The organism is Xylocopilactobacillus apis (assembly GCF_033095965.1).
Lineage (GTDB): Bacteria > Bacillota > Bacilli > Lactobacillales > Lactobacillaceae > Xylocopilactobacillus > Xylocopilactobacillus apis.
In genome coordinates, this window is the sequence record NZ_AP026801.1 from 340,260 (window position 1) to 356,669 (window position 16,410).

The window sequence follows — 16,410 nt, forward strand, 5'->3', positions numbered from 1 at the left end:
GATTTTATAAAGCATGGGATTACGTGCGTGAAGTTTGGTATAGTTTTTCAGATCTTGCCAGAAATTTCAGTAATTATAATGTTTGTCCAATTAATGATGCTGAGGGACAATTTGGCATCTTTGTTGAGGGGGCAGAAATAATTTTTGATAATAATTTATTAGTTAATGTTCAATACGAAATTGATCGATCTGATGAATTATCTTTCAATAGACACAAAATTCGGTCAACGACGACGGTCGATGAGTTTCGCAAGTTACGCAAAGATTCTCAAATTATTTTGGTTACTGAAAATTTATACTTTGATGAAAGCAACAAGTACTTTTTTACGGCGATGCAGGTTGAGCGATGATGGAATATTTAAAATCAGTATTTAAGAAGCTAGATTTCTTTTTCTACGGAAATGAGGTTAAGAGTTTAACTTTTTTTAGCGATCAAGACGGTGATCGATTGGGAGATTTAGTATATCTTGGAAATGTTGGGATTTTTGTTGACGGAGTGAATCCGTATTTTTCTAATTTTTGGCCGGATGAAGTTGATGTTTTTAACCTTTATGCAAAATATAACGAATTAAAACGATTGGAAAAGCAGTTAGATCCATTCGTGATTCAAACAATTAGAACTTTTCACAGTCGAGTTTATCATGAACAGTGGGGGCTTTATCTTGCCGATTTTGACGAACAAAATTCGGTTTTTATTATTTTCCAAGGCGACCAATTAATCGTATATGATCGTATTACAGATAATTTAAAGCAGATTCCTTTGAATGATCTAGTTTGCTACGAAAGACGAGAGTCATCAGAATGGAGAGAAGTTTAAAAAGTTGAATTGATGGAAATAAAGAGAGAAAATACGATTGTTTGTAGAATCCGTTCTTAGTGTTATAATAAAACCATAAAAAAAGAACCAGTGCGTTAACACTAGTTCTCAGCAGATCCGTCATAGACGGTGACGCAAACTAAATGTTTAATTAGATAACCATCAGCTTGTTGGAGCTAAGACGGTTATTTTTTTTGATTTTTAATCAAATCAATTACAACAGTAATTAGCATTAAGGTAAAAGTACCAAAAGCTAACATTAGTTGTATTGCGTCCGCATTGGACACGTTAGCTCTCCTTTCTTTGGAATTTTTGAGTGATTCATAAGCATCACCTCCTCAGAAAGTAAGCGCCACCGTCTTAACTTATCTGCAAAAAATATCATAACATTAAGTTTGGTTGATTTTGAATTTTTAGGTAAAAATGTACCATATGACAACTATCAAAAGTTAATTTAATATATCAAATGAGGATTTTTTGAACACAAATAACATTACAAAAGATTTTTTAACTATTTATTGGGACTCAATCGTCGGAGACGTACCAGGTCAAACCTTCTATGTTTGGGGTAGTGAACTAGATTTTCCGCTTAGTTTCTGGAAAAAAGGGACAGTCGTCAAAAAGAATAAATTATTCGGCGATGATTGGGTCGTTTGGGTCTGGGATCTAAAAGTAAGTAGTTTTCCTAAAGACTGGCGTAAAGCAATGAGAGAAACGCTTCTATATTTTAGTGAAGAAGCTGGCTTAAGCTGGTGCAGTTTGGAAGGATACTTTGAAGATCCGCCGTCGCTCTTTAACCCCGAAATGTCGGAAGGCTATTATGCTTATGCTATCAAGGACGATTTTGTCTGCCACACAGATCTTGATTGCACTTATACTTCACTTTCCAAACAAGACTTAATGAGACTTAAAGGGTTAATATAAATGCCAGATTGCAAAATACTTGATTTATTATTAAAAGGTAATTCTGTGATTAAAGAAATCCCAAGCAATAATCCTGATGATGTAATGTGGCTTGAGATCTCACTGCAAGATGATTTGAAGCCAACTTATTCGTTTCGTCGTGATCACTACGCAAGAGTAGAGCCGAATTTTTTTAACAGTTGTCCGATTGAAAAGGCTAAATTCAAATTGCGGGAGTCGGCATTTATAAGATCAGATTTAGAACAAGGATTTGATCCATCATATGAGCGAGTTGGTCAATTTTTTTACCTAAACTCTCTCGCTGAGTTAGAGGATTATTTGAAAAATAGAAACTTGGATTTGGATCGCTTTCAGTCTGTTTCGGAAGTAGAATTATATCCTTTATAAAATGGAAGGAATGTCAATATAGGAAATCAGAAAATGAAACGCGAAAAACTCTTTAAATTTATCGAACAAAAGTATGGCGTTTTACCGGAAACCTTATGGGAAAAGCATCCAAGCTATTGTGTATTTAGACATAATCGTAATCGAAAGTGGTTTGGCATTGTTATGAACGTAAAGAGATCTAGCTTAGGAATATCTCAAACTGGCAGCGAAGATGTTTTGGATATTAAACTTGATCCAGAAACTGTAGAAATCATTCAAAATTTAGATGGTTTTATGCCAGCCTACCATATGAATAAGACAAATTGGATATCAATTAGAATTGGTAAGGTTGATGATGACCAAATATTTAAGCTAGTTGATAAAAGTTACAAGTTAACTAAGTAAGATTAATGGAAAATGGGTTGTTCTTTACAATAGGCGATACATGGGAGTTTAAAAGATCTTCCTAACACGTTTATTGTTATTGATGATAATGGAGAACCTGAATTGCTATGGCTGCACGTTTAAATAAATATATGTTGTTTTAATTTGAAAAAAAATGATTTTTAAAGAAAATTATTATTATCAGATAAGATTCTTTCTTTATCTTTTTCCAAATGATAGTATATAGATAGAGTTCATAAGTATTTAATCAAAGGAGGAGCAACATGGGTATGAATGAATTAGCTGAACACATTTTCGCAGTTGCTAAAGATCACAATTTAGGTGTCACTAACCTGCAGTTACAAAAAGTAATGTATTTCTGCATTAGAGACTATCTAAAAGAACATCCAGATTTCGAGAATGATAGTTTTATTAATAATTTATATGATGATCGATTTGAAACTTGGGATTATGGTCCAGTTGTTCCTAGTATTTACCGAAAATATAGCGGTTATTCAAGCATGCCAATACCAAACAAGGGAATAAATGATCCTGAATTGGAATGTTTTGATGAATCTATTGTTAAATATTTATGGAAGAAAGTATTCGACCTAGTAAAAATAAGCCATCAACAGCCACTGTGGAGAGAAAACCGAGAAAAAATTTTAAACCATACAGAAACATTCAGGTACAAGTTAAATGACATCGCTGCTAGCTAATCAAGGGGATCAAAACATCAGTGACGGTTATGTTATGGGATTATTACAGCGTCTCTATGAGTTAAGTACCGCCGATCAATCAAATTTAGAAAATGAACAAGAATTCTTAGATTTATGTGACTTTTATAAAGATTGCAATAGTCAAGATAATCCAATTCGGTACTCTCCAATTAGTGGCTTTGTTCTCAATAAGGGCGAGGAGATTCATTATTTTATAGATGTTTTAAAAGAATCCTGTCGGAGTAAGTATTCAGATAGCATGCCATATGGTATAAATAAAATGTTGGATCATATCGAATTAGCTGGGATTCAGGTTAAACAAACTCAAAACTTGGAAGCAGAAATTTTAAGTCAAACCAAACAACTCGGTAAAATTGAAAATAAATCCGATGAGCTTGAAAAAAGATCTGCTAGTTATGAGTCTAAATTAGAGAGTTCTCAGGTCAAAATTTATACAAGTTTTATTGCAATAATCGGACTTTTCTCGTCATTAATTTTTTCGCTTTTTGGCGGTTTTAAATCTACTGTTGATATTGCTGCCACTAAATCTCCGACCTTATCGCATGTTTTGGTTTCTATTTCTTCGATTGGAATAGTAATGATTTGTGCCATTTTTGTATTTTTTCGTCTTTTGCTGAAGTTAATTAAAGCTCTTTCTGGAGAAGATAAGAGTAAAACAAATTTACCTATTTATAATATGATAGCGAATTCGGCTTTAAGATTGCTTACGGGAACACTGACAGGTGTTAATCAGAATAAGGAAGAAGAGAAAAAGAACTTTTGCCAAAAGAATCCGGACTTTGTTGGGTCGATTGTATGTTTGTTAATAGTGTTATTAATTGGAGTTCTTTTATCGTTTGCGGGTAAATGATTGTCTAGATCAATAAGTGTTGATATGAAAATATCGGCGCTTTTTTTGATTTTAATCATTGGTTATAAAAGGAAATCTGGACTAATTAGACAAACCGCTTGTTTAATTTAGTAAATTACGATACAATTTTACTAAATTTTAAAGGAGAATTAATAATGTATAGTAAAGAATTTGTAGAATTAGCTTTAAAAGAGTTGTCATGTAGTCAAAAAGAATTAGCGGAGCATCTGGAAGTGTCGCCTACCCAAATTACCAAATGGAAAAAAGGCGAAAGAATGTCTGACGAGATGGAAGACAAATTTCGAGAAATTACAAACATTGGTGATAGAAGTCCGCGGCTTGTACTTTTTACAGGTTCAGTTGAAGATGCAGATAAATGGGATGAACTAATCCACAATCTTGCAAACGATGCTCAGGATGAAAGTGAGTCAGATTTTAATACCATTACGTTACAAGATGAATACGGAGATTTGAGCGAAGATACTTTTAGAATTTTAAAGAATATGGGTGTTGAGATTCCCAAAACTTTCCCTAAAGAGTTAGAGTTTGATTACGATGAAGCCGATGATAATGATTATCAAAAAATTTACGAAAATCCTTTTACTAGATTAATTTGTGCTATTTATGATTCATGTACTTATGTTTACGGATTTTATGCAGCTTATATAGAAGAGCTATTCGAAGACGAAGAATTAGATTTATATATGACTGCGGCAGAAAATATTGAACCATGCTTATTGTCGCTTGCAGCCAGTAAAGTTGACGTTGATGAAAAGTTTGCACCAAAAATTAGAAAGTTCAGAATGGACATCAATAAAGATTTTGAAGAGTGGTTAAACATTGTAAAGGAAAAGGCGTTCAGAGCGGGTAAGCCATTAAGAGCAGAACTTCTTAATTTAATTAATCATTCTAATGAATTGCTTTGTGATGAAGCTGAAGCGGAAAGTCTTGGCTTTAATTCTACTCAACTACATCCAGATATATATATGAATGAACTGTTAGTTGGAGTTAGAGCTGCTAACAAGGCATTAGAACATATTATGAAAAAGCTAGAAATAGATGGTGATTTTAAATTGGATGAATCTGACTTCACGTTGCACCAAACATAATTCCGTTCTAATTAGCAAATTATGTAAGAAATAATAAATTAATACTTTTAAATTAGAAGAAATTAGTGAAAAAAGTTAATTGTTTTGACAAATTATTGAAGGTTTCAAGGGAAGAGCTAGATTCTTTTTCCTCATGAATTTATGTTGTGATTTAATCAGAAGTTTTTTATCTAGTGGGAAATCGAAATGAAAATTTAGATTGAGAGGAATTGGCTTGAATACGCCGTGGTCAACGTTCTGGTCGCACAAAAGCCCAGACGGATTCAGTTGAGCGGCTTTTATCAAAATGATATCCAGCAAGATCAAAGTTTTTTAAGTCTTCGACCTGTTGGAGCTGGTTTTTGATGATAAATCGACTCATTAGTCCGCGGGCTTTTTTTGCATAAAAGCTGATGATTTTATATTTGCCGTTTTTCTCGTCCAAAAAAATCGGCTGAATCAGTTTTGCATTTAACTTTTGAGGTTGAATGGCTTTAAAATATTCGTTTGAAGCAAGATTGATTACGGTTGGATCCTCTTCATCGTTGAGGTTGTGGGTCAGTCGGTCGCCCCAAAATTGATATAAATTACTATTTTTCCCATTTGGTAATTTGATCCCCATTTCTAAGCGATATGGCTGGATTAAGTCAAGTGGTCTCAAGATGCCGTACAAGCCAGATAGGATTCGTAAATGAGTTTGCGCAAATTTGAAATCAGAGTCTGAGAAGTCCTCCACTTGCAGGCCTTCATAGACGTCTCCTTTAAAGGCTTGAATTGCCTGGCGCGCGTTCTCTAGAGTGGGATCGTTTTGCCAATTTTGGAATCGTTCATAATTCAGTTCAGCGAGTTTTGGGCTGATTGACATTAAACTTTGTAAATCGGCGGGAGTTAGTTTTTGGCAATATTTAATCAGGACTTTTGCATCAGAAAGATACTGTGGCTGAGTGAATTTCTGAGTTAATAATGGAGATTTAAAATCTAATTTTTTTGCAGGTGAGATCAGTATAATCATAATGTTGTCCTAGAATGTATTTATGGATTTAATTTTACCCTTTACCGCCTGAATATTAAATGATAAAGGAAAATATATGATAAAATCAGTAAATCTACGCAAGACCAAGAAAACTTTGTTTGATGGGCTGGAGCCAGAGTATCTAAATTATGGACATGAATATTCCTGCCCCTTTTGTTCAAATAAGATTGAATCAAAAGTTATTGAATCTAAATCATTTTGTAAACTTGATGAAGACGGTAAATGCGAAGTAATAAGTTTGATTTCTGGTTTAGATTCAGGGAATAATTCTTATAACGGACTAGGATTTGTTTATAATTTTGCCAAATGCAGCAATCAACATGATTTTTTAATCGTTAGTGCTAATGGAGAATTTCAACCTGCAAGGTACATGGTGATTCATTTGGGGATTTTTGAAATAATGAAACGATACGATAAATATGATGAATTGTATTTGTTAGAAGCAATTCAGGACGCTGGATTAAAGAATGTTCAAGTAATTGCGTCTGATGAAATCAGGCAAAAAATGATTGATAAATTTGTAGATTTTTCTTTAAATAAATCTGATGACAGAATATTTTTGAACTTTAAAGAACCGACAAATGTTTATTATGAAAATTCTTACTGTCTGCAGGTGCTCAGAAACAATCCACAAAAAGGAAAGTTTTATATGTTCGCAGAAGAAAGTAAAAGTTGTCTAGTTTTAAATAATTGGGGAGAAGTAATCGAGATCCTGGAAAACTTGCCCTACATGAATGTTTATGTTTTAGATGAATTGCTTTCATATGTTATCTCAGTAACTGAGGAAGATAACATGGTTTTTACTGGGATAGAATTGAATGAAAAATTTAGAAACCATAAAGAGTGAAATTATATCTCTTCCTACGATAATGAATATCTCTGAAGAAATCCGAATCATTAATGATTTGATGAAGGTGGAAACTGAGGATTTAATTGTAAATAAAGATATTTTTCGTTTTATTGTAGACTCTCTTGAACTTTCACATGCAGATTCAGGTTTTATGGATGTAACGAAAGAAAATGAAAAAAACTTTATTAATTTTTATGTTTGGTTAAGAAAAATTAACACCGACTATGGTCTGAGCTTGAACAACAATACGATAGATGTTTTTGGAATGAGCATTGAGGACATCAACAGATCAATGAATCTATAGAGAATTGGGGAATCAGAATTGAAGATATGATGAAAGCAAATTAAAATTGACGATTGTTACAGCCTTTTTGGGAGCAATCAAAAAATATTTTTGAGCGATTGCTTACGATCATTCTAAAGATTCCGTTGCTATTTATGTCTATTTAGATCAAGAGCCGAACGATAATGATTATGAACTTGTCAATATTGCAGTAACAGAAATCATGGCTTCTTTTCCCGAGTTTGTTAAACAAGAAATTAATTTGATTAAAACAAGTGAATCAATTGGGAGCTTGCGAGCATATAAGGGCTGGATTTTTGTGCGATACGAGGGAGAAAATAATTGATAAATTCATATAAAGTATCTAAATATAATCCTCAATATAAGGCTGTTAAAGACTGGACAAGCTATAGCAATATAGTTTCAACAGTGTCTAAAAGTGTTTATCAGCAAATGGAAAACAACTACCTAGATGTCATCGAACAAGTCGCAATTTGTTCATCTGATAAAGAGTTTACAATTAGAAAGCTAGAGAATTTTAATCATATTTCAGACTATCGTGAAGGACAAGTAATTAATCAAATAGATGAACTACAAAACTCTTAAAGCTCATTTTGCGAGAAAAAATCTGGTGTAAATTAGAAGGTTCTTCCGTTTCCTTTAATTTTGGTTATGACTATTATCTGTATGTAGTCTCTGATCGACCTTTAGATCAATGTCTAAAATCAGTCAGTGATCAGTTATTTATCACCAAAGAACGATCGCCGTATTTAGAGGTAACCGAATGAATGCCTTTGAACTTTTTGAAGAAATCAAGAAAAGACCAGGGATGTATCTGGAAGAGAAGCGGTTAAAAGATTTAAAACGCTTTCATGTTTACCAAAAATCTTTATCATCAAGTTGAATGCTCAGATGTAATATTTAGAGATCATGTTGACAAGTGGGCTATTAGTTTCTATCAACTTGAAAATCTGAATTTTATCGCTTATTGCCAAAATTTAAGGTCATAATATCGAGGGATTAGTTTAATAACTAATCTTTTTTTATTCTGTAGATTTCAAGAAATAAATTACATTTATTGATATTAAATAAAAAATTGTTAAACGTGTTAAACTCCCGTATAATTTGAATACCATATTATGAAAGAGGGAATAAATGAAAAATAAAGCGGGAAAAATCACTAAGGTTTTAAGCTCACTTTTATTACTTATATCACCATTAAATCAAATTCAAAGTGTTTTTGCTGAATCCAAGGGAAACTATCAACAAGATAATAGTAAATTAATCGAGAAACAATTAAGAAACGAACCTGATCAGCAAACTACATCTAAAAAAACAACTAAAAATCATTTAAAGTATCAACAAAATGGTTCAAAACAGCTTGGAGATAAAGCTGTTAGAGTTATTGTTGAGGTGTCATCTAAACCAGCAGTAACAAAAAATATTGATCCAGATGGCAGCAAAAAGTCAATTCAAAAGATTGATCAGGCAACAGATCAAGTTATTAATAACCATGATTCCATTAAAAGGCAAGTTGAATCAATTACTGGAACTAAAGCGCGTCGTAATTATGGCTATTTAATCAATGGTTTTTCAATTTCAGCAAAACCAAGTCAAATTCAGAGAATAAAGGCTATTTCTGGCGTCAAGAGTGTAACTATTTCTAAGACCTATCAACCGCTGGATACATCAGCTAATCAATTAGCGAACGTTCAAAAAGTTTGGTCTGAGAAAAAGTTAAAAGGAGAAGGCACTGTAATTTCTATTATTGATTCGGGGATTGATGCTAAACATCAGGATTTAAAATTAAGCGATCCTACCACAGCCAAAATTTCTCAAGCTCAGGGAAATAGTTTTGCTCAAACGCTTGGTTATGGGAAAGCACTTAGTGATAAAGTTCCGTTTGCCTATAACTATGCTGATGCTAACAGCGATACAGTTTGGGATACTGGAACAATAATGCATGGCATGCATGTGGCAGGAATTGCTGCAGCTAACGGTAAAGAAGGAGATTTCAAAAATTCAGTACAAGGAGTTGCTCCTGAAGCCCAACTACTTGATATGAAAGTATTTGGAAACGGCTCTGGTGGTGCACTTGATGATGATATTATTAGTGCAATTGAAGATTCCGTTAAATTAGGAGCAGACGTAATTAATCTATCTTTAGGAATGATTAGCAGTGATTCTGATGACCGAGATCCGATGCAAGCTGCTGTTTCTAATGCAGCTAAACAAGGCGTTATTCCGGTTATTGCTGCGGGGAACTCTGGAATGTCTAATTCTCTTAAGTCTGACGATACTCCATTTTATAATAATAATGATAACAGTACTCTAGGATCACCTGGTGTAACTTCAGAAGCTATTACTGTTGCATCCAGCGAAAATCAAAATCAAGTTACTAATGTTGTACGATTTAATGATCCTCAGGGGAATCTTCTTTTGGGCCGTGATTTAAAAGGGCAGGTTTCTACTAATAAAGATTTTTCCGAAACAACGGGACATGGATTTTATCTCGCAAAAAATGGTAAAGATAATATGCCGGGTATGGGTTATTCAAAAGATTTTGACGATTCTGCTAAGGGAAAAATTGCAGTTGTAACCTTGGGCGAAGTTTTTTTTGAAGACATTCAGGAAAATGCCAAAGCAGCAGGTGCAGTAGGAGTTGTAATTATTGATGACGATCCTGATAATGAACCATCTAGATACCCTTGGAATGAAGATTTTCCAACCCTCGGACTTAGTAACGCAGATGGTAAAGAATTAGTTTCTGGAATTAAAGCAGCTCCAAACACAATTTACACCGTTACAACTGATAAAGTAGAACAGCCTAATAAAGATAGTGGCCGGATGTCGTCGTTTACATCTTATGGTCCGACAACAGATCTTTCTTTTAAACCAGATATTACAGCACCAGGTGGGAAAATTTGGTCAACTGCAAATGATAATAAATATCAAAGTTTAAGCGGAACTTCGATGGCTTCACCATTTATTGCTGGAGCAACAGCAGTTTTGGTTGAAAGTCTTAAGCAAGAAGGAGTTCAGCTTAGCAAGGATCAATTAACTAAATTTGCAAAAATTAGTTTAATGAATACGGCAAAGCCCATGATGGACGTTGATCATGAAGGAAATATTGTATCTCCGAGACAACAAGGATCTGGGTCTATTCAGCTTGATCAAGCAGTTGATAATCGAGTAACAGCAACAACGCCGGATGGGGAAGGATCTTTTGCGCTAAAAGAAATTGGTCAAAATGTTGATATGACAGTGACCTTAAATAACCGAAGTGATAAAGATATAAAATATACTTTTAATGATCACGGTGGCCCTTGGACTAATAACGATGAATTAAAAAAGAAGGCATCCGAAAAAAGAATTGAAGGTGCTTCACTAACTACAGATTCTAATTCTATTACGGTTCCTGCTAAAGGTAAAAAAGAAATCACCATTCATTTAAGTCTGCCAATGAGTTTTGCCCAGCAGAAATTTGTTGAGGGATACATTGGTTTTGATAGTGAAACAGCTCCAAAATTAGTGGTTCCTTATATGGGATTCCATGGTAAATGGGGGCAAGATAAAGTTATCGATAACCCCGCATGGGAAAAAGATTCAGTTTTTGGCGGCGGAATCTTTAGAGATGAATTAGAGAATGTATTAGGTTCAGATTTAGGTGGATCAGATCGGTTTAATCAAAACTCAGCTGGTGATTTCACTAATGATCCTGATAAATTGTTGAGTCATATTAATCCAGATACAGTTGCAATTTCGCCTAATAATGATGGGCATCAGGATATCGCAAAACCAGACTTTTATTTATACCGAAATGCTAAAAATATTTCAGCTCAAATTATAAATTCCCAAGGTTCAGTGATTAAAACAATCAAAAAAGAGAATAATGCTACAAAATCGGTTAATGTAGGGATTGGATTTTTAATAACTGGCGGCGAAATCTATGGTTGGGATGGAACACGTTGGAATGCTAAAAGCGGGAAGAACGAACCGATAGTTGACGGGGTTTACAAGTATCGTTTGAATGTGACACCTCACGGAGTAAATGCCAAAACTCAGTCTCAAGATCTGACAATTAGAGTTGATACAGTTAAACCTAAAATATCCGATGTGAAATTAATTAAGAGAAAAGATGGCTTGTATCTTAATGCAAAACTTTATGACAATAATAGTGGTATTCAAAACAAGGGCGTCTTTAATGTAACTATTAACGGAGTACCTCAAAATTATAATTTAGAAGATGGAAAAGAAACTGAAGAAATAGATTCAACTTCAAGAAGTGCATTAAAATATGCAAATTATAGTAAAAATTTTGTATTTAAACTAAACAAAAAACAGGCAGCAAGTCTTACTGGTGGGAAGAATCAAATTGAAACTGGTGTCCTTGATAATGCAGCTAACTATGGTTATAACAAGACTTTGACTCAGGCGCCAGGGAAATCAGCTAAAGGACTGGTTGTTTATAATTTATACAACGGTAAAAGAATTTCTCCAAAAACTTCAGATGTAAATGCTAAAAATAAAACATTCCAAGTTAAAGGGTCATACTCTACTAATGTTTATATCAATGGTCGCTTAGCTAAAATCGATAAAAAAGGAATTTTTTCATTAAAAGTACCAATCCCAACTAATGGAGTATTTAAATTTTCCGCTGATCGGGCTGGGAAAAAACTTCTTCGAACTATTAAAGCTGATATGGCGATGAAATTTGGATTTTTCACTTTAAACAATGAAGGAAAGACCATAAACACTGATAAAAAAGTGTATGAAATTAGTGGCATGGTTCATTCTAAAGTCGAAGTAGTATTAGTCGAAAATGAAGGATCAGGGTTTGGTGCAACCATAATGGGACCTAGTAAAGATAACCAAAATAGAGAATATACAAGTCAAGTCGGCCTATCCTATGGTAGTAACAAGATTAAGGTTACTGCAATTGATATTGAAGGAAACACGTCGAATCCGAAATATATAACAATAAATACAACTAATGGTAAGGATTCTGAACAAGTTATTGATTTTGATGATGAGGGTGTAGCTGATTCGATTGAAGGTTTTCCTAAATTTATTAATACAGAAAGTGAAGATTTTAATCCAACAACTGGGGAATTTAAACTAACGGGTAAATTGAAGAGACCGGTTGGAACATTTAAAATCGGTGGTGAAGATGTTAATTATGATTCTAAGACATTAAAATTCAGCAAAACAATTAAAGTACCTGCAAATGGCTATAAAGTCTTTTCGGTTGTCATTAAAGATCAAAATGGTAAAATGTTAGCTGATAATTCAATTCGTTTTATGTCTGATACAATTAAGCCCACGTTATCATTAAACAATTCAGATGGTTGGAAGCAAGATAGTAAGGGTGATTACCATCTTACTACAATGAAGAAACCGTTTATTTTAGCAGGGACGGCAGAAGATAATTTTGCTGGTCTTGAAGTTTTTGTTAATGATAATATAGTGGATTCAACGCCTGGATACATCTCGATGAATCATCAGCCGAACAATGTACCGATTAACTTTTCAACTTCCCTGAATTTAATTCCTGGGCTAAATAAATTTCAGGTTAAAGTTAAGGATGGTAATGATAACGTAGTTACAAGAAATCTGTACGTAAATTATCAAGGAATATAGAGCATACAAAAAGAGGCTGTGTTGGCAGCCTCTTTGTTTTGCTCAAAAATTGTGTTCGCTATTTAAAATAAGTGGGGACGTCGCTATCTTTTTTTAAGGTAATGGTATTGCTTGATAAAGCAGGTAAGAATAAGTGACCGACTTTATTTATTAAAAAAAGTCCTCCGCTTTTGTCCCCGTTTTTATCTCCTTTTTTATAAGAATCAGAATATAAAACAAAAAAGTTTTTGTCAGAATTATCATACGATCCCTTATCAAATTTTTTCCCACCATGATAAATTGTATATTTACCTGACTGATTAAAAGAAATAACAACCTGGTCTTCTACACCATTATCAGCAAAAGTTCCAACTATACCTGAATCTATCTGAAAAGATTTCATCAACATAAAAGCAAATACAATACCTGCTAAAAAAGATACAATTATTTTCAAAACAGAAAAGATTTTATTTTTTTTCATAATAAATAATTTCCTCATGATTATCGTGCCAAGTACTCGTTTTAAGGTAAGAAGATACTAATCAGGCATTAACTGTTGATTTCTAAGTTTTAGAAGCAACCAAATTTGTTGCCGACTTACTAACATCTGAGATTCTCGTGAAATGGTTAACGACTAAACGATAACTTTTGGAGAAATAATCAACCAAAGTTGAATTTTTAATCTTTCCTTAAACATACATATAAGAATATTAGATTAATAATATTTTTGTAAAAGACGAATATATTAAATTTAGAAAGTGCTTAGAATGATCCTATCTTATCTGTGAAGTGCTTGTCAAATACTTCTGAAAATAAATGGAGAATTTAAAACCATAACAGAATATGTTTAACGAAAAATATTAATGTTGAAAATTGGATAATCCAAGGAATTAAACCTATCATGTTAAATCAAATGTGATAGCGTTTTACTAAAAATTTGTAGTTATAGATAGATAATATTTTTTTAAATTTGCCCTTAAGTTTCTAGCAAATATTGGTGATTAGTGGTATTATTTTTCATGGTTGATAGGGGTAAAAATCCTTATCACTGAAGCGTTGGTTTAATAACTTTTTGGTTAATAAGTAAGGGTTATTAAAAACCTATATTTAGATAAATTCCTAAGGAGGAACTGTTAAAGTATGACAGTAAAAATTGGTATTAATGGATTCGGACGTATTGGTCGTTTAGCTTTTCGTCGCATTTTAGAATTAGGTGACAAGAGTACAGATATTGAAGTAGTTGCAATTAACGACCTTACTTCTCCTGCACTTTTGGCTCATTTGTTGAAATATGATTCAACTCATGGAACTTTGAAGGCTGACGTCAGTGCAACAGATGATAGTATTGTTGTAAACGGCAAAACATATCATGTATATGCTGAACCTGATGCAAGCAAAATCCCATGGGTAAAAAATGATGGCGTAGACTTTGTTCTTGAATGTACAGGATTCTACACTTCAGAGGAAAAAGCAAAAGCTCATTTAGATGCTGGTGCTAAGAGAGTATTGATCTCAGCTCCTGCTGGCAAGATCAAGACTATAGTTTATAGTGTAAATGATGATACTTTGACTCATGACGACAGAATCGTTTCAGCTGGTTCATGTACTACAAACTGTTTAGCTCCAATGGTTGATGCACTTAACAAAGAATATGGTATCAAAGTTGGTACTATGACTACAGTTCATGCATTCACTTCAACTCAGATGATCCTTGACGGACCAGTTCGCGGCGGTAACAAACGTGCTGCTCGTACTGCTTCAAACAGTACAATTCCTCATTCAACTGGTGCTGCTAAAGCTATTGGTTTAGTTGTTCCTGCAGTTGATGGTAAATTACAAGGCCATGCACAACGTGTTCCAGTTATTGATGGTTCATTAACTGAACTTGTTTCAATTTTGGACAAGGGTAACGTTACTGCAGATCAAGTTAACGAAGCAATTCATAAGTATGCAAATGACAAGAACGATTCATTTGGCTGGAATGCTGATGAAATTGTTTCTTCTGATGTAATTGGTGATACTCACGGTTCATTGTTTGATCCAACTCAGACAGAAGTTACTACTGCTCCAGATGGCTCACAATTAGTTAAGACTGTTTCATGGTATGACAATGAATACGGCTTTACTTGCCAGATGGTTCGTACACTTCTCAAATTTGCTACTCTTTAATAGAGTGTGGATTAAGACGGGTAGTTTATTTGGCTATTCGTCTTTTTTTATTGATAAGGAGATTATAAAATATGGCAAAATTAACTGTTAAAGATGTTAATTTAAAAGATAAAAAAGTTTTAATGCGTGTTGATTTTAACGTACCTATCAAAGGTGGCGTTATTGGTAACGATAACAGAATCGTTGCTGCACTTCCTACAATCAAATATGTAATGGAACAGGGTGGCAAATTAATTCTTTTGTCTCATTTAGGGAGAATCAAGTCTGATGATGACAAAAAAGAATTAACACTTGCACCAGTTGCTAAACGCCTCAGTGAATTATTGGAAAAACCCGTAAAATTCGTACCTGTTAATGAGGGTAAAGAACTTGAAGATGCAGTTAATGAATTAAAAGACGGTGACGTTCTTTTAATGGAAAATACTCGTTTCCAAGATATTGACAATGATTTCGGCAAACGCGAAAGTAAAAATGATCCAAAGCTTGGCGAATATTGGGCAAGTTTAGGCGATGTTTTTGTTAATGATGCATTTGGTACAGCTCATCGTGCCCATGCTTCTAACGTTGGAATTGCTGAGGCAATGAAGAAAGACGGCAAACCGGTAGCTGCTGGTTTCTTAATGGAAAAAGAAATCAAGTTCTTAGGTGATGCAGTTGATAATCCAGTTCATCCGTTTGTGACAATTCTTGGTGGTGCTAAAGTATCTGACAAGATCGATGTCATTACTAATTTGATTCCAAAATCTGATTATATTTTAATCGGTGGTGGAATGGCTTATACATTCCTTGCAGCTCAAGGCAAAAAAATTGGTAAATCATTGTTTGAAGCTGACAAAGTTGAACTTGCTAAAGAATTATTAGCTAAAGCTGGTGACAAAATTGTCTTACCAGTTGATCACGTGGTAGCACCTGAATTTTCAAATGACGCTCCAACAAGTGTTGTTGAAGATGATATTCCAGATGATCAGATGGGTCTTGATATTGGACCTAAATCGATTAAATTATTTGTTTCTAAATTACAAGGTGCAAAGACTGTCGTTTGGAACGGACCAATGGGTGCGTTTGAAATGAGTCACTTTGCAGAAGGTACTTTAGAAATCGGCCGTGCGCTTGGTGACCTTCAAGGTGCAACAACAATTGTTGGTGGCGGCGATTCAACGGCCGCTGCTTTCCAATTAGGAATTGCTGATAAAATCACTCATATTTCTACTGGTGGTGGCGCATCATTGGAATACCTGGAAGGTAAAACTTTACCAGGAATTGCTGCAATTTCAGACAAGTAGGAGG

General features: G+C 33.9%; 18 protein-coding genes. 15 read left to right on the plus strand and 3 right to left on the minus strand.

Translation table 11 applies throughout. From position 1 onward, the window contains the following. Positions 1–23 precede the first annotated feature (23 nt). Together R8749_RS01595 and R8749_RS01600 are read left to right on the plus strand one after the other, a co-directional pair. The gene (locus R8749_RS01595; protein WP_317697344.1) at positions 24–350 is read left to right on the plus strand and encodes a hypothetical protein; all 327 of its coding nucleotides are present in this window, start codon (positions 24–26) and stop codon (positions 348–350) included. Next, positions 347–817, plus strand: coding sequence for a hypothetical protein (locus R8749_RS01600; protein ID WP_317697345.1), 471 nt, complete (start codon positions 347–349; stop codon positions 815–817). The genes R8749_RS01595 and R8749_RS01600 overlap by 4 nt, the downstream gene beginning before the upstream one ends. A gap of 185 nt (positions 818–1,002) precedes the next feature. Here the strand turns inward: R8749_RS01600 and R8749_RS01605 are convergent, their stop codons facing one another. Further along, positions 1,003–1,104 carry a putative holin-like toxin gene (locus R8749_RS01605; RefSeq protein WP_317697347.1) on the minus strand — a complete coding sequence of 34 codons (102 nt, stop codon included), beginning with the start codon at positions 1,102–1,104 and terminating at the stop codon, positions 1,003–1,005. 190 nt (positions 1,105–1,294) lie between these two features. Between R8749_RS01605 and R8749_RS01610 the strand changes: the two genes are divergently transcribed. From R8749_RS01610 to R8749_RS01635, 6 genes are all read left to right on the plus strand, one after another. Further along, positions 1,295–1,741, plus strand: coding sequence for a hypothetical protein (locus R8749_RS01610; protein ID WP_317697348.1), 447 nt, complete (start codon positions 1,295–1,297; stop codon positions 1,739–1,741). After that, positions 1,742–2,128: a hypothetical protein gene (locus tag R8749_RS01615; RefSeq protein WP_317697350.1), complete on the plus strand. Its 387-nt coding sequence runs from the start codon at positions 1,742–1,744 to the stop codon at positions 2,126–2,128. It abuts the gene before it with no gap. 33 nt (positions 2,129–2,161) lie between these two features. After that, the gene (locus R8749_RS01620; protein WP_317697352.1) at positions 2,162–2,512 is read left to right on the plus strand and encodes an MmcQ/YjbR family DNA-binding protein; all 351 of its coding nucleotides are present in this window, start codon (positions 2,162–2,164) and stop codon (positions 2,510–2,512) included. 263 nt (positions 2,513–2,775) lie between these two features. Then, a complete protein-coding gene (locus R8749_RS01625; RefSeq protein ID WP_317697354.1) occupies positions 2,776–3,210 on the plus strand; it encodes a Panacea domain-containing protein in 435 nt (144 codons plus the stop codon). After that, on the plus strand, positions 3,191–4,081 hold the full coding sequence (locus R8749_RS01630; RefSeq protein WP_317697356.1) for a hypothetical protein: 891 nt from the start codon (positions 3,191–3,193) through the stop codon (positions 4,079–4,081). Before R8749_RS01625 ends, R8749_RS01630 begins: the two co-directional genes overlap by 20 nt. A 155-nt stretch (positions 4,082–4,236) precedes the next feature. Beyond that, positions 4,237–5,190 (plus strand): helix-turn-helix domain-containing protein, encoded by a 954-nt coding sequence (locus R8749_RS01635; protein WP_317697358.1) that lies wholly within the window; start codon positions 4,237–4,239, stop codon positions 5,188–5,190. Between the two features lie 229 nt (positions 5,191–5,419). Here R8749_RS01635 and yaaA read toward each other — a convergent pair whose 3' ends face one another. Then, complete coding sequence (gene yaaA / locus R8749_RS01640; protein ID WP_317697360.1) at positions 5,420–6,181, minus strand: peroxide stress protein YaaA; 762 nt, start codon at positions 6,179–6,181, stop codon at positions 5,420–5,422. A 76-nt stretch (positions 6,182–6,257) separates the two neighbouring features. Between yaaA and R8749_RS01645 the strand changes: the two genes are divergently transcribed. The 5 genes from R8749_RS01645 (at position 6,258) to R8749_RS01660 (ending at position 12,975) form a co-directional block, all read left to right on the plus strand. Then, positions 6,258–7,049 (plus strand): hypothetical protein, encoded by a 792-nt coding sequence (locus tag R8749_RS01645; protein WP_317697362.1) that lies wholly within the window; start codon positions 6,258–6,260, stop codon positions 7,047–7,049. Beyond that, positions 7,021–7,356 carry a hypothetical protein gene (locus R8749_RS01650; RefSeq protein WP_317697365.1) on the plus strand — a complete coding sequence of 112 codons (336 nt, stop codon included), beginning with the start codon at positions 7,021–7,023 and terminating at the stop codon, positions 7,354–7,356. Before R8749_RS01645 ends, R8749_RS01650 begins: the two co-directional genes overlap by 29 nt. A gap of 97 nt (positions 7,357–7,453) precedes the next feature. Next, a complete protein-coding gene (locus R8749_RS10895; protein ID WP_486684825.1) occupies positions 7,454–7,681 on the plus strand; it encodes a MafI2 family immunity protein in 228 nt (75 codons plus the stop codon). Next, positions 7,678–7,941, plus strand: a complete 264-nt coding sequence (locus R8749_RS01655; RefSeq protein WP_317697367.1) for a hypothetical protein — start codon at positions 7,678–7,680, stop codon at positions 7,939–7,941. The genes R8749_RS10895 and R8749_RS01655 overlap by 4 nt, the downstream gene beginning before the upstream one ends. A gap of 549 nt (positions 7,942–8,490) precedes the next feature. Then, positions 8,491–12,975, plus strand: a complete 4,485-nt coding sequence (locus tag R8749_RS01660; protein ID WP_317697369.1) for a S8 family serine peptidase — start codon at positions 8,491–8,493, stop codon at positions 12,973–12,975. Positions 12,976–13,033: 58 nt separating this feature from the next. On the opposite strand, the gene R8749_RS01665 is transcribed toward R8749_RS01660, so the two are convergent. Continuing rightward, positions 13,034–13,435, minus strand: coding sequence for a hypothetical protein (locus R8749_RS01665; protein WP_317697371.1), 402 nt, complete (start codon positions 13,433–13,435; stop codon positions 13,034–13,036). Positions 13,436–14,094: 659 nt separating this feature from the next. Between R8749_RS01665 and gap the strand changes: the two genes are divergently transcribed. Both gap and R8749_RS01675 read left to right on the plus strand, forming a co-directional pair. Next, on the plus strand, positions 14,095–15,123 hold the full coding sequence (gene gap / locus R8749_RS01670; RefSeq protein WP_317697373.1) for a type I glyceraldehyde-3-phosphate dehydrogenase: 1,029 nt from the start codon (positions 14,095–14,097) through the stop codon (positions 15,121–15,123). A 71-nt stretch (positions 15,124–15,194) separates the two neighbouring features. Further along, on the plus strand, positions 15,195–16,406 hold the full coding sequence (locus R8749_RS01675; RefSeq protein ID WP_317697376.1) for a phosphoglycerate kinase: 1,212 nt from the start codon (positions 15,195–15,197) through the stop codon (positions 16,404–16,406). Positions 16,407–16,410: the final 4 nt, after the last annotated feature.